Genomic DNA, 24,410 nt, shown 5'->3' with positions numbered 1-24,410 from the left:
GCTGCGTTCGGTTAGCTGCCTGGGTTCACTGACCGGTTTGCCGCTATCCATGCCGGCAGCGCGGCGGCCGCTTCGTCGATCACCGCGCTCCAGTCGCCGTGCTCGCGTTGCCGGAACAGCCGCGCGAGCTGCGGATACCACGGCGAATCGCTGCGCGCGTGCAGCCAGCGCCAATCGCCGTCGAGCTTCAGCAACAGCCAGAACGGTCTATTCAACGCGCCGGCGAGATGTGCGATGGCCGGGTCGGCGGTGATCACGAGGTCGAGATTGCGGACGAGGGCCGCGAGATCGGACAGGTTGGCCGCTTCGCCGGCGACGTCGGCGGGCCGCAGTTGCGCGGGCAATTCACGCCAGGCCCCCCGTTGGCGCGCGTCCGTGCCCAGCGCGACGAACGACACGCCCGGCACCGCAAGCAGCGGCTGCAACAGGCTGACCGGCAGCTCACCTGCACCGGCGATGCCGATCCTCGGCCGGTCCGCGGGCAAGCTGCGATCGAGCCGCGTCTGCCAGCGTTTGAGCTGCGCGGACGCGACCCGCAGATACGGCAGCGGCGCGGCGAGCCGCTCGAGCGTCACGTCCAGACGCAGCGGCAGACTCGTCAGATAGCACCAGTAATCGGCGCGGCGCGGATCGACGTGTTCATCGGTCGATTTGAGCGTGTCGATCTCGCGCATCCCGTCGAACAACAGTTTGTGTTCGGGCGGACAGACGAAGGTCAGGTGCGCGAGACCGCTCGCCTTGAGCGGCGCGAAGAAGCGTGCGAACTGGATCGATTCGTCCGGGCCGAAGCCGAAGTCGCATTGCATGATCAGCGCTTTGCCGGCGAGCGGCTCACCCTGCCATTCAGGCAGCAGGCCGGCCAGCGGCGTGCGCGCGACGCCGGGGCCGCGGCGCGCGCTGAAGTATTCGTAGTGCGGCCAGCCTTCGCGATAGCGGCCGAGTTTCAGCAGCGCGCTGCCGAGGATCAGCCGGCCGCCCGCCAGCTCCGGCGCCAGCGCGTAACCGCGCGACGCCGCATCGACCGCTTCTTCCAGGCGATTGAGCGTCAGCAACGCGCCGCCGAGGTGGTAATGGGCTTCGGCATCGCGTGGATCGAGTTCGAGCGCGCGACGCAAGCAACCGAGCGCCTCTTGCTCGCGCCGCAACGCGAGCAGTGTGATGCCCAGCATCCGATGGCTCGCGCCAATCTGCGGCTGACCGGCGACCTGCCGGCGCAACAACGTCTCCGCTTCGGACGCGCGGTTCTGGCTCAGCAGTAAAGTGCCGAGCCGGTGATTCGCTGCTGGGAAATCGGGCTGCAGTTCGAGCGCGCGCCGCAGGCTCGCTTCCGCGTCGCCCGCGCGACGGGCCCCGAGCAGCAGATTGCCGAGGTTGTAGTGCGCCAGTGCAAAGTCCGGCGCGAGTTCGACGGCCTTGCGTACGCACGACTCGGCCTCGTCGCGGCGATTCGTGCGCAGCATCACTTCGCACAGATTGTTGTACGCATGCGCGAAATTGGGCCGCAGCACGATCGCGCGATGCAGGCACGCCTCCGCTTCGACGCTGCGGCCGGTGTTCAGCATCAGCGTGCCAAGGTTGTAGAACGCTTCGGCGAGCGCCGGATCCTCGACGCTCGCGCGGCGCAGTTGCTGCTCCGCCTCGGCGAGACGGCCGGTGCGCATCAGAATATCGCCGAGATTGTTGTAGGCGGCCGCGAAATCGGCCTTGCGTTCGAGCGCCGCGCGAAAGTGGCGCTCCGCTGTGTCGAGCTGGCCGGCGCGCAGCGCGGCGAGTCCGAGATGATATTGCGCGAGCGGAAAGTCAGGGTGTTCTTCGGCGACGGCGCTCAAACAGGTTTCGGCGCCGGCAACGTCTCCAGCTTCCAGCAACTGGACGCCCCGTTTGCAGAGCCCGTCGTCGCCTGCTGCGTCTGCGCTCATTGTTCCCTCCATCTCGCGACTACGTTTGTTCACAGCTACGTTTTTTCGTCAGGCCTGCTGAGAGGCAGCGCCGTACAGCGCGTCGATCGCTTCGCCGTACAGGGCGATATTCGGTCCGTAGTCCGGCGCGAGCGTATTCAAAAACGCCTGCGCGGTCTCGCGGTAGCGTTCGAGGTTCGCGTCGTGTTCGGCGAACGCCTGCAACAGCGCGCGGCCGCCCTGCTCGCAGTCGAAATCGTCGTAGCGGTAGCCGCACGCACCGATCATAGACGAGTTATGCACGAGCGGGTAGCCGCCGTAAAGTGCTTCGTAATACAGATAATTCTGCGGATTTTCCCAATGATGCGCGACCACTACGTCAACGTAGCGCGTCATCATCTGGTGGAACGGAAAGCGGCCTTCGAACGTCGCGAGACCGTGTTTGAGGATGTCGAGGCTCTCGGCAAAAGCTGCAAAACCCGCGTGTTTCTTCTGTGTCAGCGTGCTGTAGACCCACACGTGTTCGAGCGCATCGGGATTGAGCCGATGCGCGACTTCGCAGCACAGCATCGGAATCTGGCTCGTCTTCACCATGCAGATATTGGGCTCGAAGATCCCCGCGCGCCAGCGGCGCCGGCCCGGCCGGTAGCCGAACGCATCGCGCGCGTGCGGGTCGCGGTCGATCGCGCGTTCAAGCACCAGCGGACCCCAGATATGCGGGACGATCCGCACCGGCACCCGCATCGCGCTGCGGTAATACGGTGCGCAGATATGCTCGTATTGCGGCAGCGTCCATACCTCGTGATACGGCGCGCGGCTGATCAGCAGCGCATTCGGGCGGTCGAAGATCATTCGCTCGATATCGATCACGTAGTCGTTGCCGACTCGCATCGACACGATCTTGCCGCCGCGCTCGCGAAAACGGACGATCCATTCGCGGCCGAGTTGTGCGCTCATTTCGATCATCAGATCCAGTTGCTCGGCCGCTTCGTCCATCGTCATCACCGGCGCGGGCACGTCTTCAACCAGACGCTGCGCTTCTTGCGCGCTGCCGTCGCCGCCCATCACGATGTAGGCCTCGGCCACCGACGGCAGATTGCGCAGCAGCATCAGGAGGAACAGGCAGTTCTGGAAGATGCCGTTTTCCCACAGCGACTGGCCGCCTTTGCGCACGTACAGCGACACGCCGACCTTCAGATCGCGCGGGCTCTGGCTAGCGGCGTTCATTGCGCCTCCCGGGCGTTCGCCGTCTTGCCCGCCAGCGCGAGCAGCCGTTGTGCGTAGGCATCCAGATTAAATTGCGCAAACGGATTCACCACGTCGAACAGCGCTTGCGAGCGCGCGCGATATTCGGAGAGTCCCGCGTCGTGCTCGCGAAACGCGCGCAGCAATTGGGCGCCGCCGGCGGCCGCATCGAAGCCCGGGTAGTAGTAGCCCGCGTCGCCCAGCCACGGCGAGTTGTGCACGAGCGGATAAGCGCCGTACAGCGCATCGAGGTACGCGTAATTCTGTTCGTTCTGCCATTGATGCGCGACGACCGCGTCCGCGTATTGCCCCATGAAACCGGCGATATCATGCCGCCCATGAAACCGCGCATGATGATTGCGCACGAGATCGAGTGAGTTCGCCAGATACAGCATCGTTGCGTGATCCTTCATATGCAGCGTGTTGAGCACATGCATTTCGCTGACGCTGCGCGGGTCCGCGCGCCATGCTTCGTCGCAGACCAGCATCGGCACGCTGCAGCATTTGACCACCGACACATTCGGTTCGAAGATCGCCACGCGAAAGCCGGCGCCAGCCGCGCTACTGTGCTCGCGATAACCGTACTGCACGCCATGGCGCGCAGCTTCGGCGATGCGCGCGTCGAGAAACTCAGGATGCCAGATGAACGGCACTTCGTGGACCGGGCAACGATGCAGCGTGCGCAGCATCGGCGCGAGCGCGCGGTCCTTGTGGAGCAGCCACAGTTCATCGCAGCGATCGGGCCGCCCCGTGTAGGCCGGCCGGTCGAAGGTGGCCGGTTCGACCAGCGCGGCATACGGCTGCGCGCTGCAATAGAGCACGACCTTGCGGCCGCGCCGCCGCATCAGATCGAGCCACTTGACATCGAGGTTCGCGCCGGTCTCGATCACGACGTCGACCAGATCGGTCGCCTCTTGCTGGCTCGCGACACGCAAATCGTCGACGACGGCCACGGCTTCGGCCGGCAACGCGGCGTCGCCGGCCATGCCAATCAGCACCACCGACTCGACGAACGGCAGCCGCCGGAATAGTTGTGCGAGAAATATGACGTTCTGTGCGAGCCCGTTCTGCCAGATGCTTTGGCCCGCGCGACTCGAGGTCGAGATGCCAATCCGCATAAATTCACCCGTAAAGGAAGGGGCCGGTGTCCGTTCTGCAACGGAACCACCGGCCCCTGGAGACGCCGTCCGTTCAGACGGCCCGGCTTACCACTGGTACGACGCGCCTACGCCAACTGCCGTGCTGGCGCCGCTGATGCCGACACCCGCCTTCATCTTGATGTTTTGCGTGATGCGCGCGGTGCCGCCGATCGCCATCGCCTGGTAACCATTGTAGGTCGCGGCACCGACACCGATCGACAAAGTGCGGCCCGGGTCGACTTCCGGAATCATCGCGAGAGCGGTGGCTGCCGCGACGCCGGAGTACGCGTTGCGGGCAACGTCGTTGATCTGGTTGTTGACGGCGCCCAGCGCGTTGTTCAACTGGCCGACGTTGACCGCGTCGGTGGGGTTGACGCCCGGTGCCACGTTGGTGATGCGCCGCTCGTTGCCGGACGAACCGATCGACACCGTGTTGTCCTCGGTCGCCATCGAGCCCGCGCCCAGCGCGACTGAATTGTTGCCGGTCGCACTCGCGCTCGCTCCCACCGCGACCGAGTTGTTGCCGCCGGCCAGCGAGTTCGCGCCGACCGCCACGGTCGGGTCGGCCGTCGCCTGAGCGTTGTAGCCGACCGCCACCGAACCTTCGTAGGTTGCGCTCGCGCGGAAGCCCACCGCAGTCGTGTTGGCCGCGGTTGCCTGGGCGTTCGAACCGTAGGCGGTCGAGCCGGTGCCGTCGGCGGTTGCGCACAGACCCGAGGCCGTGGCGTCAACGCCGTTCGCCGACGTACAAGCCGCCGCGTTGACGTTGGTGATGGTCTGACCGGTGCCGCCCTGGGTCTGCACCGAGCCATTCGTGTTCATCCCGCCGAGCAGCGTGCCGGAGAACGAGTCGCCCTTCGCGTTGGCGGTCTGCACCATCTCGACCACCGGCGTCACCGACGACACGGTGGTCGACAACGAGCTCACGCTGGTCGACAGCGACGCGAGACCGTTCGACGTCGAGGTAGACAACGATGCGAGCCCGGTCGAGGTCGAGGTGGACAGCGACGCGATGCCCGTCGAGGTCGACGCGGACAGATCGTCCACCGTGGTCTGCAGCGTGGTGACGCCGGTGTTCGCATCATTCATGCTGGTGGAAAGGCTAGCCAGCGAGTTATTGGTATCGATCAGGCCGGTCGACAGCGAGGACAGACCGCTCGCGGTCGAGGTCGACAGGCTGCTCAGGTTGTTGTTGGTCTCGGCAAGGCCGGTGGACAGCGACGCGGTGATCGTCGAGGTCGAGGTCGACAGACTGGTCAGGTTTGTGTTGGTGTCGAGCAGACCGGTCGACAGCGAACCCAGGCTCGCGGCAGTCGAGGTCGACAGGTTGTCCAGGCTGGTGTTGGTGTCGGCGAGACCGCTCGACAGCGATGCGGTGATCGTGGAGGTCGAGGTCGACAGGCTCGTCAGGTTGTCGTTGGTCTCGGCGAGACCGGTCGACAGCGATGCGGTGATCGTGGAGGTCGAGGTCGACAGGCTCGTCAGGTTGTTGTTCGTTTCGACGAGGCCGGTCGACAGCGACGCGGTGCTCGTCGACGCCGAGGTCGACAGGCTCGTCAGGTTGTTGTTCGTCTCGACGAGGCCGGTCGACAGCGACGCGGTGCTCGTCGACGTCGAGGTCGACAGGCTTACCAGGTTGTCGTTGGTGTTCTGCACGCTCGTCGACAGCGACGAGACGCTGGTCGAGGTCGAGGTCGACAAGGTCACGACCGTCGTCGACAGGTTGTAGATACCGGTGGACAACGACGCGACGCCGGTCGACAGCACGTTGATGCTGTCCGACGTCGACAGCGACAGGGTTTTCAGATTCTCATTGGTCGTGTCGAGGCCGGTGGACAGCGAGGTCATGCCTTCGGCGGTCGCGGTCGACAGGCTGCTCACCGACGTGCTGGTCGAATCGATGCCGGTCGACAGCGAGGTCACGCTTTCGGCGGTCGCGGTCGACAGGCTGCTCACCGACGTGCTGGTCGAATCGATGCCCGTGGACAACGAAGCGACGCTGGTCGACGTCGACGAGGACAGCGTATCGATGCCGGTGGACAGCGAGGTCATGCCTTCGGCCGTTGCGGTCGACAGGCTGCTCACCGACGTGCTGGTCGAATCGATGCCCGTGGACAACGAAGCGACGCTCGTCGAGGTCGACGACGACAAGCCGTCGATCGCGGTCGACAGCGATACCGTGGTGGTCGAAGTCGAGGTGGACAGGCTCGTGACGCTGCTGACGGTGTTGTCGATACCGGTAGAAAGCGATGCGACGCTGGTCGAGGTGGAGCCCGACAACGTGTCGATACCGGTGGACAGCGAGCTGACGTTATCGGCTGTTGTGGTCGACAGGCTGCTCAGCGACGTGCTGGTCGAGTCGATACCGGTGGACAACGACGCGACGCTCGTCGAGGTGGACGAGGACAAGCCGTCGATCGCGGTCGACAGCGATACCGTGGTGGTCGAAGTCGACGTGGACAGGCTCGTGACGCTGCTGATGGTGTTGTCGATACCCGTAGAAAGCGAAGCGACGCTGGTCGAGGTCGAGCCCGACAACGTGTCGATGCCGGTGGACAGCGAGCTGACGTTATCGGCCGTTGCGGTCGACAGGCTGCTCACTGATGTGCTGGTCGAGTCGATGCCAGTGGAAAGTGACGCGACGCTGGTCGAGGTCGAGCCCGACAGCGTGTCGATGCCGGTGGACAGCGAGCTCACGTTATCGGCCGTTGCGGTCGACAGGCTGCTCAGCGACGTGATGGTCGAGTCAATGCCGGTAGAAAGCGAAGCAACGCTGGTCGAGGTCGAACCCGACAACGTGTCGATACCGGTGGACAGCGAACTGACGTTATCGGCGGTCGCGGTCGACAGGCTGCTCACCGACGTGCTGGTCGAGTCGATGCCAGTGGACAACGAAGCGACCGTGGTCGACGTCGAGGTCGACAGCGTATTGATGTCCGCGGACAGTGCGCTGACGCTGTCGGCCGTCGTAGTCGACAGGCTGCTGATCGAATTGGTGGCGTCAGCGATGCTGGTCGTCAGCGACGCGACGCTGGTCGAGGTGGAAGCAGACAACGTGTCGACACCCGTGGACAACGATGCGATTCCGGTCGACAGGCTGCTGTTGCTGGTGCTCAACTGCGAAACCGTCACCGCGTCCGTGGCTTCGGCGCCGTCGGCGAGGTTCGTGATCCGGCGCAGATTGCCTGCGCTGCCCACCGACACTTCCGAAGTCGGCGCGGCCTGCTCCGTCATATACGCAGGGCCGGTCGGCGCGCTCGCGCCGGTGGTGCTGCCGGCGCCGAGCGCCACGCTGCCGTCGTGCAACGCGTTCGCGCCCGTGCCGATCGCGACGGCGTCGGTCGTGTTGCTGTTCGCCGCCGAACCGAATGCGATCGAGCCGTTCGACGAAGCCGTCGAATTCACGCCGAACGCGAGTGCGCCGTCGCCGTTTGCAACGTTGGCGCTACCGATCGCCACCGCACCGTCGCCGGTCGCGGTTTGCGCGCGGCCGATCGCGACCGCGCCGCCCGCACCGGTGCTGGAGTTCGCATTGGTCGCCGCCGAGCCGATCGCGACGTTCTGGCCGGTCGCGCCCGCGACCGAGCTGTCGCCCTGAGCGATCCCATACGCGCCGAGCACCTGAGCCGAATGGCCGAGCGCGATACCGGAGGTCGCGCTGCTCGCTACCGATGACTGCGCGCCGAGCGCGATTGCGTTGGACGCGTCAGCGGTTGCCTGGGTGCCCATCGCGATCGAGTCGAGTGCGCTAGCGGTGGCGTAGGTACCGAACGCGAACGAGCCCGGGCCCGAAGCGGTCGAGTTGATGCCGAGCGCGGTCGAGCCCGCGCCGGACGCGACGGCGCCCCAGCCCAACGCGGTCGAACCGATACCGGTGGCTTGCGAGCCGCAGCCCGTTGCCAGCGAGTTCATACCGGTCGCGAGGGTATTGCCGACGCCGTTCGGCGTGACCGCGTTACCCGGCGATACGTACACGTTGCCGAGAGTCTGCGCGCCCGTCCAGTTGTTGATACCGTTGGTCTGACCGCTGCCCTTGTTCACCAGCTGGCCATAGCTCAGCGCCGTGGTCTGCGCGCCGAAACCGTAGAGGCCGCCGGTGAAGCTGCCGTCGGTGCCGTAAATCATCGAAGAGACGCTGGAGCTGCCGGCGGGCGACAGCATCCCGCAGTCGATTGCGCCGGCCAGCGCGACGCCGTTAAAGCCCGCCGACACCGTGTTGTTGTAGGTGTAGCTCGACGTGCCGTCCTTGGCGCTCAGGTAAGCGTTCGCCGATGCGAGACCCGCGGAAACCGGCTGCGAGAGCATCGCGCCAAGCCCGAGGCCAGCGACCACGGCCATCGCGATTCGGGTCAGCGGACGCCGCGCCTTGCGTTCGGAGCGGCTCGACTTGCCTTTGCTCGAGTCGAGTTCGCTGATTGCCACCCATGCGTTGAGCGCTTCGTTGTAGACCGAGCGGTAAGTTTTATTCATTGCTACAGACCCATTAGTGTCGAGAAATCGACAGGCGACGCTGCGCGAGGGGGCAACGGCCTGGTTAATTGGTTCGACGCGGGCTGTCAGCACGCTGCGTCGTTCGCTTCGAACTAGTCAGAAGCTCTGACGCCATAATCTCAATAAAGCAAAACGCTCAACATCTGACCCGTACTAATCCAAAATGCCGCAGCTAGTACTTGTACTAATAGGACTTTTCTTATTCAACAGCACATATGAATTCACTTCGCAAATCGTAAATCCCGGCTAAAGATTTCGTGAATAGTCGCCATTGGAAACAGCCGGCAATCCCCGCTACCATCGTGCTTTTATCCCTTTTCTATAGGGATCATCTTGACGACGCCAGATCGACACGTATGGCTGCTCACGCATGTCTATTGCTCGCTTCTTCACAAGGCGCAAACCGGTTCTTATTGCTCCGTAAAACTTTAAATGAATTTAAAAATTCTTCGGCCGAAACGAACGAATATTTCTTTATCATCGAATAATTAAATCTAACTTAAAATCGCGTTTCGCGTACTGAGTCACTTCTCCTGCGCCCCCAACCGCCGCGCACTCACGTCGTGCAGCGCGGCGAGCACCAACGCGACCGCCGCGCCGTAGCGGGGTCGATACGAACAGGCACGGCACCCGCCGCGCGACCGCGCAATTGGTCAGATGCGAAGTCGACTCCATCAGCACCGGCGGAGCGTCGACGCGCGCCGTCGCGAACTCCACCTCCACCGCGGTGCGCATCGGCGAACCGATGGGCGGCATGATCCACGGATACGCGGCGGCGTCGCGCCATGTGATGCGGCTGCGTCGATGCAGCGGGTGCGGTGCAACCGGACTTCCGCCTGCGCGGCACGATCCGCAGCGTGTTCGACGGACGCTATCGCTTCAGCCGCTATTTCTCGCCGCTCGAATTCAACCGTCCGACCACGCTCGAAGCGCTGTTCGCGAAGAACGACGTCGAGGTCTACGATCTGGCGAACGATCCAGGCGAAATGCACAACCTCACGGTCGATCGCAAGCGTGGCAACCCGTCCAAATGGATCACCAAATCCTTAACGAAATCTTAAGAGATCAGCATGACGAAATAAAAACCTCAGGTCACGAGATTGACTTGTTTTAGCTTCAAATTCGTCCCTCACCACCAATCCCCGTTGGCAAACAAAAAAGGACGAAAGATGAAAGCTGTCAGCAAAAGAAGGCGTAAGCAAAGTGCAATCTACGCGGCAATCGCGCTGCTCGCCGGTCTGCATACGGCATTTGCCGCAGCCGGCGACGATCACGACCGCGATCGCGGCCGCGAGAACGGTCGCAATAGCCCGGTCAAGCACGTGCTGCTGATCAGCTTCGATGGTCTGCATCAACAGGACGTCGCCCGCTGCATCGGCGCGAACACCTGCCCGAATCTCGCGCTGCTGGCCAATGCCGGCACCACGTACGCAAATGCCTATACGCCGGGACTGTCGGATTCGTTTCCGGGTCTCGCGGCGCTCGTGACCGGCGGCTCGCCGAAGTCCGCGGGCCTGTTCTACGACGTGACGTACGACCGCACGCTCTATGCGCCGTCCGATAGCAATTGCAGCGGCCCGACCGGCTGGAACGTCGTGTTCGACGAAACCACCGGCATCGACGCCGTAAACGGTGGTGCACTCACGCATCTCGACGGCGGCGGCGCGTTCAATCCGCAGGCGATCCCGCATGCGCTGGTCAACGGTGTGTGCACGCCCGTCTATCCGCATAACTACATCAAGACCAATACGGTCTTCGAAGTGATCAAGAGCCACGTGCGCGGCGCGCGCACCGCGTGGGCCGACAAGCACGCGTGGGGTTACGACTGGCTCAACGGGCCGTCGGGCGCCGGCGTCGACGATCTGTCGCGCACCGAAATCAATTCGATCGATCCGGCCACCAACACGAACTTCACCGACCTCTACACGCACACGGAAACGTTCGACAACCTCCACGTGCAGTCGCTGCTCAACGAGATCGACGGCAAGGATTCGACCGGTCAAACGAGCGCGCCGGTGCCGACCGTGTTCGGCGCGAACTTCCAGACGCTCAGCGTCGCGCAGAAGGCGACGGTCGCAAACAAGGGCGGCTATCTCGACGCGAGCTTTACGCCGGGCCCGCAGGTTGCCGGCGCGATCGCTTATCTGGACAACGCGTTGGGCCGCATCGTCGCCGAACTGAAGCAACGCAACCTGTACGACTCGACGGCGATCATCGTCACCGCGAAGCACGGTCAGTCGCCGGCCGATTCTTCGAAGCTCGTGAAGAACGGCGACACGTTGAGCAAACTGCTCGAAACGAGCGGCTATCTGGATGCGAACGGCAATTTCGGCCAGAACAGCACGCAGACCGGCAACCTCAACGACGGCAGCGGCCTTGCCGGCACCGGCTTCGTGCAGACCGACGACGTCGGGCTGATCTGGTTGCGCGATCAAAGCCAGCTGCCGGCCGTCGTGAAGACGCTGAAGGCGAATCTGAGCTGCAACGCGCCCGGCATCTGCGCGGACGGTCCGCAGGCGTACATCCTGTACGGCCAGCAACTCGCGAACCGCTTCGGCGATCCGGCTCGCGGCCGCACGCCGGACATCATCGTGCAGCCGAACCCGGGCGTCATCTACACGTCGAGCAAATCGAAGGACGAAGAGCACGGCGGCAATTCGCCCGACGATAGCCACCTGGGTCTGGTCGTGTACGTGCCGCACGCGCACCACGCCGGGCAAGTCAATAACGAGCGCGTGCTGACCACTCAGGTCGCGCCGACGATCCTGCAACTGCTCGATGTCGAACCCGGCCTGCTGCAGGCGGTCGCGCTCGAAGGAACGCGTGCGTTGCCGGGCTTCGAACATCGCGACTGAGCGACGACGATAATCCGCGGACAGTTCGCGGCGGCTTGTCGATGCCGTGATCCGCTGCACAGCAGCCACGGCGCGGCGCGCCAACTCTGCTGGACTGCGGATCGATCGCACTAGTGTCACAAGACAAAAAGCCCCACAGTCGCCTGTGGGGCTTTTTGCTTCCTGCTTCCTGCCGCAGTCGCGGCAGCGAGCCGCGACTGCGCTACCGTTACGACACCACGCCTACTTCACGTTCGGGAACGCCGGCCACGAGGCAGCCTGATCGCACAGTTGCAGCTTCGCATTCTGCGCGACGATCGTCGCCGCCGGATTTGCGTCGCTCGCCGCGCCCGCGTCGTCGCTGCCGTTCACCGTCAGGTTCAGCGTGTTGGTCGGGCTCGTGTACTTGCCCGCGCCGCTCGACGTATTGGTCAGGATCCCGCCCGACCCGTGCGCGAACGACTGGCCGATCAGGCTCACGTTCGCGCCCAGATTCAGGTTTGCGTTAGCCGCCTTCGACTGCGTCGAGCCGTCCAGCGAACCGATGTTGACGACCGGCTTGCTCAGATTCGAGATACCCAGCACGACATCGTTGTCCGCGACCACGTTATCCAGGTTCAGCTGGATCACGCTCTGCGTGTCGGCATAAGCGGTGTCGGCATGCAGACCCCGGAAGGTCAGGTTGCCGCCGCCGTTCTTGCCCGCCGACTTGTTGGCCGGGATGTTCATCAGGCGAATGTTGCTCAGGTTGATGTCGTGAAAGCTCGGGGCCAACCAGCCGAGACCCGTGTACGAAATCGGGTCCGCACCCGGGCCGGTGTAGTACATGTCGAACACGAGGAAGTCCTTCACCCCACGCATACACGCGCCGTCGTAGTAGATGTTGCTGACGTCGCCGCCGCGCGCCTGGCCGCTCTTGATGCGCAGACCTACGACACCCATGTCCGTCGACGCAGTGCTGCCGTCGTAGACGCTGTCGAAGTAGTTGTCGTAGAAGTGAATATTTCGCACACCTGCATTGGTCGGGCTGCCGATCGACAAACCGTGGCCGTTGTAGTTGTGGTTGTGCGCGACCGTAATTCCGTAGGTGCGGTTCGACGACACGCCGCGATTACCGTCGATGCCCCACGCCATATTGGCCGGGTCCGAACCGTTCTGCGCACCGTGCGTCGCGGCCGGGCGCGGATCCATCAGGCCGCCCTTGAACGCGACATTGTCGTCCGACGGGCTCAGGAAGTTGTAGACGATCGCGACGTTCTTCACGTAGCTGTCGAAGTACACCTGACCCGACGAGCTCGTCGTGCTGCCGGTGCCGAGCGCCGCGTGCTCCGGACCCGACGCGACGCTCGGGTCGACGCCGTCGGTGTTCTTCACGCCGGTCGAGCTCGCGTCGATCGTCGCGCCCGTGTACAGACGCGAGTACGAACCGCTGACGCCGTCGAAGCCGTCGTTGTTCATGCCGGCGCTCGCCTGGTTCGCCGCATCCGGTAGCAGCGGCGTGATGATCTTGATGCCCCATACGGTGAAGCCGTCCACGCCGTCGGCCTCGACGGTGAAGAAGGTGCTGTTGCGCAGCGTGATCTGATACAGCGACAGGTTCTTCGACTGCTGCATCCAGAACATGCCCGGGTTGCCCTGGAAGCTGTACGGGCCGCCGCCGATGTCTTTATTGCCGTGGTACGAGATGTCCCACCAGCTCGCCGGCACCCAGCGCGCGCAACCGCTCGTGCTGGCGTTACAGCCGCCGCCGGTGACCGCGTAGCCCTGCGGCACGCTGGTCGCCTGACGGTTCACCACGTAGGCGAGCGCCGGGGTGGTCAGCGTGGTCTTGCCCATCGCGGTCACCACGTCGCAGGCGGTGCCTTCCGGCGCCAGCATGCCCGCGCGGTAAGCGGCGATCGTGTTGGTGCAGCTGAACTTCGGCGTGGTCACGCCGCTGATGTTGTTGCCCGAATAGGTGAAAGCCTCGGTGACGCCGGTCGCCCAGCGGATCATCGGATAGTTCGGCGACGAACTGATCAGCGGCATGTAACCGCGCGCGTCGATCGAGCCATTGCCCATCAGCGAGGTATTGACCGTGTGGTTGCCGCGAATCAGGGCGTAGCAGTTCTGCATCCCGCTGGTGCCGGCGATCGTCGCCGTGCCCGCGTTCAGCGTGCCGCCCGGCGCCGGCAGCCCGTTCGGGTTGTTGATCGCCGCGCCGCAGGTGATCGCGTTCGGGCGGTCCTGCGCGCTCTTGTCGTAGACCACCACGTCGCGGCTCGCGAACAGCGTGACGCCGTCGTCGATCCACAGCGTGACGCCCGACGGCAGCACCAACGGTCCGCTCAGGAATGCGTTGCCGGCGCCGCCGCTGTTCTTCACCAGCCGCACCGCGAACCGGGTCGCCTTGTAGCTCGGGTTCGACAGCGTTTCGCTCGACGCGCCGGCGATGTTGACCAGCGAGTTATTCGCGGCCTGCTGGGTCGCCGCGGCCTGCTGGTCGGCCTGGCTGATCTTCGCGCCGACTTCGGCGTCGACGCTCGCGCCGCACGCGTCGAGCGCGGCCTGGATGCGCGCCTGGTCGGGATTGTTCAACGCGGTGGTCGCGCCGCCGTAGGTGGCCGGCGTGGGATCCGCGCTGACCGGCAGCGAACCGTCGGCGTTTTTGACCAGCTTGTTGCTGGCCTCCAGGGTCGAGCAGACCTGCGTGTCCGACGGCAGCGCCGGCGCATCGGGCAGGTTGGTGTCGCCGGCGTAACGGCCCGGCGTCCACGCCGGCGTCGACGGCGAGCCAGGGTTGCTGGGCGGCGTGCTGGAACTGCTATTCGAGCCGGAAACGCCATGACCGTCGCTGCAAGCGGCGACGGTCAGGACGAACAGGCCGAGTGCACAAAGCTCCCGGACTGAGCGCATCTTCATAAGTCATCTCCTTGGGGGTGAATCGTGGGCAGGCTCGGCACGCTGCGCGAGGTCGCGACGACGCTTGCGGCCCTTGCCGGAGCTGCCGATTGTTAAATTTTGTTATAAGACATCGTATGAGATACCACGGACTATGTCAGGCTTCGACGTCCCATCGCGACCCGCTATCTGCGGCGCTTCGGATACCTACAAGGACACGCTTCGCAGGACTCGCGGCCAAGTTGTTAGGCAACGACATAATTCATCGTACAACATAGGGCGATCATGCTTCAGAGCGGCGCGTCGTTTCAATTACAGTAAACCCCACCTCACATCGGTTGAGGAACCAGTCCGATTCCGCGCCCCTACCCATTACCGGGAATCTACCTTGCAATCGATCAACCTCCTGCTCGCACTCGCGGGCGTGCTGCTGCTCAGCGTCGCCAGTCCGGGACCGAATTTTCTGATCGTCACCTCGACCGCGATCGCGTCGCGCAGCGCCGGCGTGATGACCGGTCTGGGTCTCGCCGCCGCGTCCGGCACCTGGGCGCTGATTGCGATCGCGGGACTCGGCCTGCTCGTCGCGCACGTCGCGTGGCTCGGCACCCTGCTGCGGGTGGCCGGTGCGCTCTATCTGATCTGGCTGGGCATCAAGATGATCGCCGGCGCGCGGCGACCGCTATCGGCCGCCGTGACGGCCGGCGCTTCCGGCTGGGCCGCAACGAAGAAGGGCTACGTGGTCAGCATGACGAACCCGAAATCCGTCGCGTTCTACGGCAGCATTTTTGCGTTGATGGTGCCCGCCCACGCGCCGCTGTGGCTGAACATCGCGGTGGTCGCGATGTCGATCGGCATCTCGGCCGCGTGGTACTGCGCGATGGCGCTGCTCGCGTCGCATCCGGCGGTTCAGCGCACGCTGATTCGCCGCAAGGCCGCGCTCGATACCGCGGCCGGCGTGCTGTTGGTGGGATTGGGCGGGCGCTTGCTGGCGGGCCGTTGACAGCGACGCGCGCGTCCCGTTCTTTATCCACTGCCACTGCCACTGAACAAGTTCTCATCATGCGCATTCCACCGGTCAAATCGATCATCGCGTTCGAAAGCGTGGCGAGAACCAAAAGCGTGAACGGCGCGGCCGACGAACTCGGTCTGACCGCGTCGGCGGTCAGTCACCAGATCAGCAATCTCGAATCGATCATCGGCCAGCCTCTGTTTCGCCGCTCCGGCCGGGGCCTCGTGTTGACACCGACCGGCGAGCGCTACCTCGCCGACGTGACCGGTTCGCTCGCGGATCTGAGCCGCGCGACCGAGCGCGCGTCGAGCCGCGCCGACGTCGATATCCTGCGCGTGCATTCGAGTCCGAGCTTCGGGCTGATGTGGCTGTTGCCGCGGCTCGCGTCGTTTCAGGAAGCGAACGACGACATCCAGTTGAATGTCGCGTGTTCGTACGAAAACGTGTCGTTCACCAACGGCTTCTATGACATCGACGTGCGCCACGGTTACGACAACTGGAACAACCTGCAGGTCAAGACCGTGCGCGGCGAATTCATCGCGCCTCTGGCGTCGCCGCAATACCTGGAACGTCATCCGGTCAGAACGCCCGACGACCTGCTCGCGCATCGGCTGATCTATTCCGAGTCGCCGCTGGTGCAATGGAAGCAATGGTTCGGCCGCACCGGTGTGGCGGCCGCGCACAAGACTTTCGATTTCTCGTTCGACCGCTCCTATATGTCGCTGGAAACCGCGGCGCTCGGGCTCGGTATCGCGCTCGAAAGTCTGCTGCTCGCGTCGGTAAAAATCCGCGACGGCCTGCTGGTGCCCGTGTTCGACCACAGCTATGCGGTCGAAGTGGGCGCCCATCATCTGGTCTATCCGCCGCAAAACGCGACGCTGCCGCGCGTCGAGCGTTTTCTGGCGTGGCTCGAGCGCGAGGCCGCCGGCTAGCGCCGCGGACCTCCTCCACGTCACCTGAATTTTTCTCAGCAATGGTTGAACGTTTCCGCGTTGATGCGCGCGCCCCGGCAGTCGACACTCTGGGCACCAATCAATACTCAGGAGACAAGCAATGCTGCTCGAGAACAGGATCGTCATCGTTACCGGCGCGGCGTCGCCGCGCGGTATCGGCAAAGCCACCGCGCGCGCGCTCGCGCAGCAGGGCGCGCGCGTCGTCGTCCTCGACCTGCGCCGCGAAGACGCCGAAAGCGCGGCCGCCGATCTCGGCGCCGGACATCTGGGCCTCGCCTGCGACGTGACCGACAAGGACGCTTGCGTCAAGGCCGCGCGGCTCACGCTGGAGCGCTACGGCAGGATCGACGGACTCGTCAACAATGCCGGCATCACGCAGCCGGTTCGCACGCTTGACATCAGCGGCGCGAACTTCGACGCGATCGTCGACGTGAATCTACGCGGCACCCTCTACATGTCGCAAGCGGTGATACCGGCAATGAAGGAACAGAACGGGGGCAGCATCGTCTGCATGTCGTCGGTGTCCGCGCAACGCGGCGGCGGAATTTTCGGCGGTCCGCACTACAGCGCCGCGAAAGCGGGTGTACTCGGTCTCGCGAAAGCGATGGCGCGCGAGTTCGGCGCCGACCACATCCGCGTCAATTCGATCACCCCCGGCCTGATCCAGACCGACATCACCGGCGACAAGCTCACGCCGGCGATGCGCGAAGACATTCTCAAGGGCATTCCGCTCGGCCGGCTCGGCGCCGCCGACGACGTCGCGAACGCGTGCCTGTTCTTGCTGAGCGACCTTTCGAGCTATCTGACCGGCACGACGCTCGACGTCAACGGCGGCATGCTGATTCATTGACGCCGCCGCCTTCCAAGCGCCGTGAGGTACGCGCCGGGCACCCGCCAGCATAGGCCGGGGCTTGGGCTGTGACGATATGGAGACGGCCGGAGCGCGCGCCGCTGCGCGCCTGCGGTCGACACAGGAGACACGTATGAAAGCGAAATACACCGCGCCCCCGCTGGCGGGCGACGTGCTGCCGCGTAGCGATTCGTCCACCTTCGAGGCGAAGACCTATGCGAAGGTCGGCCGCCGGCTGATCCCGTTTCTGATGCTGTGCTATCTCGGTGCGTATCTGGATCGCGTGAACGTCGGCTTCGCGAAGTTGCAGATGCTCAACGATCTGCGCTTCAGCGAAACCGTGTACGGGATGGGCGCCGGCATCTTCTTTCTCGGCTACTTTCTGTTCGAAGTGCCAAGTAACCTGATTCTTCACCGGGTCGGCGCGCGCCGCTGGCTCGCGCGCATCATGCTGACGTGGGCCGTGATTTCCGCGTGCTTCGTGTTCGTCAGGACACCCGCCGCGTTTTACGGCTTGCGCTTTCTGCTCGGCGTCGCCGAAGCGGGCTTCGCGCCCGGCGTGATTCTCTACCTGACCTACTGGTTTCCGTCCGCGCGGCGCGCGAAGGCATTGTCGCTGTTCTTCATGGCGATTCCGCTCGCGGGCATGATCGGCGGTCCGCTGTCGGGCGCGATCATGCACTCGCTGCACGGCGTGATGGCGCTGGCCGGCTGGAAGTGGCTGTTCCTGCTCGAAGCGTTGCCGTCGTTCGTGCTCGGCATCGCGATCCTGCTCTATCTCGACGACGGCATCGCGCACGCCAAATGGCTGAACGACGCCGAGAAAACGCTGCTGGCGCGCAATGTCGCCGCCGATGCCGAGCACAAGACCGCGCACGTGTCGATTCGCGCGTTCGTCGGCGACCGGCGCCTGTGGTTGATGGCCGCGATCTACTTCTGCGTGGTGCTCGGACAGTACGGCCTGACGTTCTGGCTGCCGACCATCATCCGCAAGTCCGGCGTCGCCGATCCGCTGTGGGTCGGCATCTTCACCGCGATTCCGTATCTATGCGCGATCGTCGCGTTGCCGCTGATCGGCATGAGCGCCGACCGTCGCCGCGAGCGGCGCTTCCATCTGGCGATCCCGATGCTGATCTCGGCGGCCGGTTTCGTCAGCCTGCCGTGGCTGGGCAGCGTGGGCGCATCGCTGGTCTGTCTGAGCATCGCGTCGGCGGGCATTCTCGCGTCGTCGTCGCAGTTCTGGTCGCTGCCGACCGCGGTGCTCGGCGGCATGTCGGCGGCCGCCGGCATCGCCGCGGTCAACTGCTTCGCCAATCTCGCGGGCTTCTTCTCGCCGGCGATCGTCGGCTGGCTGAACGATCTGACCGGCAAATCCACCGCCGGGCTGATCTTTATTTCCGCCGCGGTCACGCTGGGCGCGCTGCTCGTGTTCCTCGTGCCCGCCAAAACCGTCAACCGCTGATTCAACCGCTGATTCGTGTTGGCACTTCCCCGCTTCACCACTGGAGTTAAAGATGGACACTGACACCCTCCACGACACGGTCACGCTCGCCGAGCGTGCATACCGGATTCGGAGAAACGCGCTGCTGATGGGCGAAGTCCAGGGCCAGGGCTATATCGGCCAGGCGCTCGACATCGCCGACGTGCTGGCCGTCGCGTACTTCGGCGCCATGCGCTACCGCGCCGACGATCCCGACTGGGAAGGACGCGACCGCTTTCTGCTGTCGAACGGCCACTACGCGATCGCGCTGTACGCGGCGCTGTTCGAAGCCGGCATTCTGCCCGCCGGCGAACTCGAAACCTACGGCAGCGACGACAGCCGTTTGCCGATGTCGGGCATGGCCAGCTACACGCCCGGCATGGAGATGTCCGGCGGTTCGCTCGGTCAGGGGCTGACGATCGCGGTCGGCCGTTGCCTCGGCCTGAAACGCAAGGACTCCGACGCATTCGTCTATACGCTGTTCTCCGATGGCGAACTCGACGAAGGCGCGATCTGGGAAGGCCTGATGTCCGCCGCGCACTGGAAGCTCGACAACCTGATCGCGATCGTCGACGTGAACAACCAGCAGGCCGACGGGCCTTCCACCCAGATCATGTCGTTCGAGCCGCTGGTCGACAAGCTCGAAGCGTTCGGCTGGTACACGCAGCGGATCGACGGCAACGACATCGACGCGGTCAAGCGCGCATTCGACAACGCGCGCAATCACCCCGACGCGCAGCCGCGCATCATCGTGTGCGATACGAAGATGGGCCGCGGCGTGCCGTTCCTCGAACAACGCGAGAAGAACCATTTCATCCGCGTCGACGCGCACGAGTGGCAACTCGCGCTCGATGCACTCGAAGCAGGGAGACAAGCATGAGCACCGTTGCGAACAAGCCCCGGTTGAAGACGTCGGCGATGATCGCGTCGATTGCGGCCGAAGGTCAGCTCACGCGCGCCGCGCCGTTCGGCCATGCGCTCACCGAGCTGGCCCGCACGAAAACCGACGTGATCGGCATGACGGCCGACCTCGGCAAATACACCGACCTGCACATCTTCGCGAAAGCCTTCCCGGAACGCTACTACCAGATGGGGATGGCCGAGCAGTTGCTGATGGGGGCGGCGGCCGGCTTCGCGCACGAAGGCGCGCAACCGTTCGTGACGACCTACGCGGTGTTCGCGACGCGGCGCGGGTACGACTTCATTCACCAGTCGATCGCGGAAGACAATCTCGACGTGAAGATCGTCTGCGCGCTGCCGGGGCTGACGACCGGCTACGGCCCGAGCCACCAGGCCGCCGAAGATCTCGCGCTGATGCGCGCGATGCCGAACATGACCGTGATCGATCCGTGCGATGCGCTCGATATCGAGCAGATGGTGCCGGCGATCGCCGCGCATCGCGGCCCGGTGTACGCGCGTCTGCTGCGCGGCAACGTGCCGGCGGTGCTGGACGAATACGGCTACCGCTTCGAACTCGGCAAGGCGAAGCTGCTGCGCGGCGGCAACGACGTGCTGCTGATCTCGTCCGGCATCATGACGATGCGCTCGCTCGAAGTCGCGAAGGCGCTGGCGACCGACAAGGTCGACGTGGCGGTGCTGCACGTGCCGACGATCAAACCGCTCGATACGGCGACGATCCTGCGCGAAGCGCAACAGAGCGGCCGCATGGTGATCGTCGCGGAGAATCACACGGTGATCGGCGGCCTCGGCGAAGCGGTCGCGCGCACGCTGCTGAGCGCGGGCGTGACGCCGCCGTTCCGGCAGGTTGCGCTGCCCGACGAATTCCTCGCTGCGGGCGCGCTGCCGACCTTGCATGACCGTTATGGGATTTCGACGAACGCGATGGCGACGACGATCAAGACGTGGTTGCGTTGATCGAGTGAGCCGGCGGTAAGCGTGGCTGGGTTCGACGGCCGCGTTCCGAAAGGGACGCGGCCGTTTCTTTATGGCGGTTTATTTATGACGGACCGGCTTGCGGGTTGCCGCGAATCACCAGTTCCAGAAAACCCGTTTGCGCATCGGGCTCGCGCGCGAACGCATGGTCCGGCAGCGACACCAGCAACAATTCGACCGTCGTGCGAACCGTGCAGCCGCGTGCGACGTGACCGCCGAACACGCGACCTTGCGCGTCCGAGATCGACATGTGCAGGTGCGCGCCATCGGGCGACACCGAGCCGGCGAGACTCAGAATTTCGAGGTCGCCGCGGATTTCGGTGGGCAGGTCGGCACCGGCGAAACGCAATGCCGCGACGCTGAGACTACCGATGCCCTGCACGACGAATGCCGCTTGCAGCCCGCGTTGCCGCAGCGCTTCTTCGATCGCGCTCCGCAGGTCGTCGTTAGGAGACAGGCGAAGAGGATGGGCTTGCATGTCAGTACCCCAGCGCGCAGCCATCTTTACGATGATCGGATGCGCCCATCAGCACGCCCTGCTCCCAGTCGATCCAGATCGCCTGCGAGCCGCCGATCGCCGAAGACGGCTCGGCCATCGTGAAGCCGCGCTCCGTCAGCGTCGCGCAAACGGACGCCGGCATCGTCGACTCGACCTCGACCGAAGCGGTCCCCGGACGCGGGAAAATCCGCGGCAAGTCCATCGCCGCCTGCATGTCCAAGCCGTAATGCAGCACCTTCGACAGGAAATGCGCGTGCCCCATCGCCTGGTAGTGGCCGCCCATCACGCCGAAGCTCATGCGCACACGCCCGCCTTGCGTGACCATGCCGGGGATGATCGTATGCATCGGCCGCTTACGCGGACCGATCGCATTCGGATGGCCCGCCTCGACGACGAAGCTCTGGCCGCGGTTATGCAACAGCACGCCCGAACCCGGCGCCATCAGACCGCTGCCGAACGGATGGAACAGCGAGTTGATGAGGCTCACACAGTTGCGATCCTTGTCGACCACCGTGATGTACACGGTATCGCGATGCTCGACCGGCGTCAGCGCCGGCCCCGGCGGCAACGCGCGGGCGAGATCGATACGGCCGCGCAGTTCGTCGGCGAGCGCGTCGGACAGCAGCCAGTCGATATCGACCTTGCCATGACGCGGATCGCCGAGCACCGCGTCGCGCACCGAGTACGCGAGCTTCGCGGCCTCGACCTCGCGATGGAGGCGGTCGGCGTCGAGCGGATCGCCGTCGGCCGCGCACTTCTCAAGGATCTTCAGGATCATCAGCGCGATCACGCCCTGGCCGGCGGGCGGACACTCGACCACCTCGTAGCCGCGAAAGCTCGCGCGGATCGGCGTCACGTAATCGCCGTGGTAGTCGGCGAAATCGTCGAGCGAATGCAGGCCGCCGTGCGCGCGCAGATGCGCGACCATCTTTGCGGCGAGCGGCCCGCGATAGAAACCGTCGCGGCCTTCCTCTGCGATCAGCCGCAGCGTGTTCGCGAGTTGCGGCTGACGATGCACGCTGCCCTGCGCGGGCGCCGCGCCGTCGACCAGCATCGTCGCGCGGGCCTCGGCATCGCGCGCGAGCGTATCGACTTCGTGTGCCCAATCCGACGCGCTGCGCGGCGTGACCGCATAGCCTTCCTCCGCATAGCGGATCGCCGGCGCGAAAATCTCGGGCAGCGGCAGGCGGCCGTAATCGCGATGCAGCGTGGTCCATGCATGCACCGCGCCGGGCACGGTCACCGCATGCGGCGAATGCCGCTCGATCGCATTCACGCCCAGTTGCTGCATGCGCTCGACGCTCGCGTCCGCCGGTGCCCAGCCGGAACCGTCGTACGCGACGATGTCGTCGCTGCCGCCGCGCGAGTACAGCGCGAAGCAGTCGCCGCCGACGCCGGTCGAACCCGGCTCGACCACGCATTGCACCGCGCAGGCGGCGATCGCCGCATCGATCGCGTTGCCGCCGGCCGCGAGCACGTTGACCGCCGCGAGCGTCGCCGCCGCGTGCGAGGTCGCCGCCATGCCGTTGCGGGCGAAGGCCAGCGAACGGCCGGGCTTCTCGAAGTTACGCATAAAAACGTTCTCCAGTCCGTTGAAGAAGCGCGCGGGATGCGCAGGCGTACGGGCCTGAGCGGACTTGCGCGCTTTCGAAAAAGCTCACACCGACGACTCCGGCGCGAGCACCGGCGCGGCCTTCAGCGTGCGGCGCAGGAACGCGCGGGTACGCGCATGCGTCGGCGCGGTGAAGATCTGTTCGGGCGGTCCCTGTTCGATCAGCTCGCCCTGATCGAGCACGACGACGCGATGCGCGACCTCGCGTGCGAACTCCATCTCGTGCGTAACGACGACCATCGTCATCCCGTCGCGGGCCAGCTCCTTCATCACCTGCAACACTTCGCCGACCGTCTCGGGATCGAGCGCGCTGGTGGGCTCGTCGAACAGCAGCACTTTCGGCTGCATCGCCAATGCGCGCGCGATCGCGACGCGCTGCTGCTGGCCGCCCGACAACTGCGACGGGTAGTGATCCGCGCGGTCCGCGAGGCCGACCCGCGCGAGCAGACGCTTGGCCTGCTGCAACGCTTCGTCGCGCGGCACCTTCAGCACGTGGATCGGCGCTTCGATCACGTTTTCGAGCGCGGTCATATGCGGGAACAGATTGAAGCGCTGGAACACCATGCCGATGTCGCGCCGCTGCCGCGCCAGTTCGCGCGCCGAATCACGCACGACCTTGCCGTCCGCGCGCTCGACAAAACCGAGCAGGCGGCCATTCACGCGCACGCGGCCGGCGTCGAAGGTTTCGAGCAGATTCAGACAGCGAATGAAGGTGGTCTTGCCCGACCCCGACGAGCCGATCAGCACCACCACTTCGCCTTTGCTGACGCTCAACGAAATGCCGTTGAGCACTTTGGTCGGGCCGAACGATTTGTGGATGTCCGACGCCTCGATAATGATTTCGTCTGTCTGACTCACTTCAACGCCCTCGTAGAAGCTTCATGGTTTGCCCGCCGAACAGACGCTTGCCGGACGACGCGTGCGCTTCGCCGCGGCCGAAGTGCGCCTCGAGGCGGCGCTGGACGAACCCCCACAGCGTGGTGAGCAGCAGGAAGTAGATCGCGAGCACCAGGTACAGCTCGAACACCCGGAAGTTGACCGAGGTGACCATCTGCGTGCTGAGCATCAGCTCCGGCACACCGATCACGCTCACTAGCGTGGTGTTCTTCAGCATCACGTTGAACTCGTTGCCCATCGGCGGCACGATCACGCGCAGCGCCTGCGGCAGCACCACGCGCCGCATCAGCAGCACCGAGGTCATGCCGAGCGAGCGCGATGCTTCGTACTGCCCACGGTCGACCGCGCTGAGCCCGGCGCGGATGATCTCGGCCATATACGCGGCCGAGTTCATCCCGAGCGCGAGCACCGCTGCCTGGATGTTGCCCGGCAGCGTGAACACGCCGAAGTCGAGATCGTGAAAGCGGAAGATGTCGGCGGCCGCGAACGCGGTGTACAGGAACACGATCTGCACCAGCAGCGGCGTGCCGCGCATCACCCAGATATAGCAGCGCGCGAAGTACTGCAGCGGCCGGCTCGGCGACAGCCGCAACAGCGCGATCACGAGCCCGAGCATCATGCCGAGCACGATCGCGCTGGCGCTGATTCCGCAGGTCAGCCAGAGTCCGTGCAGATACGTGGAACTCGGCGTCATCAGAAACTTGCGGAAAATCTCCAAGCTGAAGTTCAT

General features: G+C 64.8%; 17 protein-coding genes. 8 read left to right on the top strand and 9 right to left on the bottom strand.

Annotation, left to right across the window (positions count from 1 at the left end; genetic code table 11):
* Positions 1-11 precede the first annotated feature (11 nt).
* The 4 genes from LJ656_RS22875 to LJ656_RS22860 form a co-directional block, all read right to left on the bottom strand.
* Positions 12-1,919, bottom strand: coding sequence for a tetratricopeptide repeat protein (locus LJ656_RS22875; protein ID WP_230511773.1), 1,908 nt, complete (start codon positions 1,917-1,919; stop codon positions 12-14).
* Positions 1,920-1,967: 48 nt separating this feature from the next.
* A complete protein-coding gene (locus LJ656_RS22870) occupies positions 1,968-3,125 on the bottom strand; it encodes a DUF2827 domain-containing protein (RefSeq protein WP_230511771.1) in 1,158 nt (385 codons plus the stop codon).
* The gene (locus LJ656_RS22865) at positions 3,122-4,261 is read right to left on the bottom strand and encodes a DUF2827 domain-containing protein (protein WP_230511770.1); all 1,140 of its coding nucleotides are present in this window, start codon (positions 4,259-4,261) and stop codon (positions 3,122-3,124) included. The genes LJ656_RS22870 and LJ656_RS22865 overlap by 4 nt, the downstream gene beginning before the upstream one ends.
* 87 nt (positions 4,262-4,348) lie before the next feature.
* Positions 4,349-8,752: a YadA-like family protein gene (locus LJ656_RS22860; protein WP_230511768.1), complete on the bottom strand. Its 4,404-nt coding sequence runs from the start codon at positions 8,750-8,752 to the stop codon at positions 4,349-4,351.
* Positions 8,753-9,591: 839 nt separating this feature from the next.
* Between LJ656_RS22860 and LJ656_RS22855 the strand changes: the two genes are divergently transcribed.
* Both LJ656_RS22855 and LJ656_RS22850 read left to right on the top strand, forming a co-directional pair.
* Positions 9,592-9,834: a hypothetical protein gene (locus LJ656_RS22855; protein ID WP_425605992.1), complete on the top strand. Its 243-nt coding sequence runs from the start codon at positions 9,592-9,594 to the stop codon at positions 9,832-9,834.
* Between the two features lie 108 nt (positions 9,835-9,942).
* A complete protein-coding gene (locus LJ656_RS22850) occupies positions 9,943-11,628 on the top strand; it encodes an alkaline phosphatase family protein (RefSeq protein ID WP_230511766.1) in 1,686 nt (561 codons plus the stop codon).
* A 222-nt stretch (positions 11,629-11,850) separates the two neighbouring features.
* Here the strand turns inward: LJ656_RS22850 and LJ656_RS22845 are convergent, their stop codons facing one another.
* The gene (locus LJ656_RS22845; protein WP_230511764.1) at positions 11,851-14,508 is read right to left on the bottom strand and encodes a glycosyl hydrolase family 28 protein; all 2,658 of its coding nucleotides are present in this window, start codon (positions 14,506-14,508) and stop codon (positions 11,851-11,853) included.
* A gap of 367 nt (positions 14,509-14,875) precedes the next feature.
* On the opposite strand from LJ656_RS22845, the gene LJ656_RS22840 reads away from it, so the two are divergent.
* The 6 genes from LJ656_RS22840 (at position 14,876) to LJ656_RS22815 (ending at position 20,654) form a co-directional block, all read left to right on the top strand.
* Positions 14,876-15,487, top strand: a complete 612-nt coding sequence (locus LJ656_RS22840) for a LysE family transporter (RefSeq protein ID WP_230511763.1) — start codon at positions 14,876-14,878, stop codon at positions 15,485-15,487.
* A 59-nt stretch (positions 15,488-15,546) separates the two neighbouring features.
* On the top strand, positions 15,547-16,428 hold the full coding sequence (locus tag LJ656_RS22835) for a LysR substrate-binding domain-containing protein (RefSeq protein ID WP_230511761.1): 882 nt from the start codon (positions 15,547-15,549) through the stop codon (positions 16,426-16,428).
* A 121-nt stretch (positions 16,429-16,549) separates the two neighbouring features.
* Entirely contained in the window at positions 16,550-17,299 is a 750-nt protein-coding gene (locus LJ656_RS22830; RefSeq protein WP_230511759.1) for an SDR family NAD(P)-dependent oxidoreductase, read from the top strand.
* Positions 17,300-17,432: 133 nt separating this feature from the next.
* Complete coding sequence (locus LJ656_RS22825; protein WP_230511757.1) at positions 17,433-18,761, top strand: MFS transporter; 1,329 nt, start codon at positions 17,433-17,435, stop codon at positions 18,759-18,761.
* 52 nt (positions 18,762-18,813) lie between these two features.
* Positions 18,814-19,659 carry a transketolase gene (locus LJ656_RS22820; protein WP_230511755.1) on the top strand — a complete coding sequence of 282 codons (846 nt, stop codon included), beginning with the start codon at positions 18,814-18,816 and terminating at the stop codon, positions 19,657-19,659.
* Positions 19,656-20,654: a transketolase family protein gene (locus LJ656_RS22815; protein ID WP_230511753.1), complete on the top strand. Its 999-nt coding sequence runs from the start codon at positions 19,656-19,658 to the stop codon at positions 20,652-20,654. The genes LJ656_RS22820 and LJ656_RS22815 overlap by 4 nt, the downstream gene beginning before the upstream one ends.
* An 82-nt stretch (positions 20,655-20,736) precedes the next feature.
* Here the strand turns inward: LJ656_RS22815 and LJ656_RS22810 are convergent, their stop codons facing one another.
* The 4 genes from LJ656_RS22810 to LJ656_RS22795 all read right to left on the bottom strand — a co-directional run bounded on the left by LJ656_RS22810 (position 20,737) and on the right by LJ656_RS22795 (position 24,410).
* Entirely contained in the window at positions 20,737-21,150 is a 414-nt protein-coding gene (locus LJ656_RS22810; RefSeq protein ID WP_230511751.1) for a PPC domain-containing DNA-binding protein, read from the bottom strand.
* 1 nt (position 21,151) lies between these two features.
* Positions 21,152-22,744 (bottom strand): gamma-glutamyltransferase, encoded by a 1,593-nt coding sequence (ggt, locus tag LJ656_RS22805; RefSeq protein ID WP_230511750.1) that lies wholly within the window; start codon positions 22,742-22,744, stop codon positions 21,152-21,154.
* Between the two features lie 84 nt (positions 22,745-22,828).
* On the bottom strand, positions 22,829-23,641 hold the full coding sequence (locus LJ656_RS22800) for an amino acid ABC transporter ATP-binding protein (RefSeq protein ID WP_329958892.1): 813 nt from the start codon (positions 23,639-23,641) through the stop codon (positions 22,829-22,831).
* Position 23,642: 1 nt separating this feature from the next.
* On the bottom strand, positions 23,643-24,410 hold the full coding sequence (locus LJ656_RS22795; RefSeq protein ID WP_230511748.1) for an amino acid ABC transporter permease: 768 nt from the start codon (positions 24,408-24,410) through the stop codon (positions 23,643-23,645).

The organism is Paraburkholderia sejongensis (assembly GCF_020880815.1).
Taxonomy (GTDB): Bacteria; Pseudomonadota; Gammaproteobacteria; order Burkholderiales; family Burkholderiaceae; genus Paraburkholderia; species Paraburkholderia sejongensis.
This window is presented reverse-complemented; position numbering and strand designations above follow the sequence as displayed.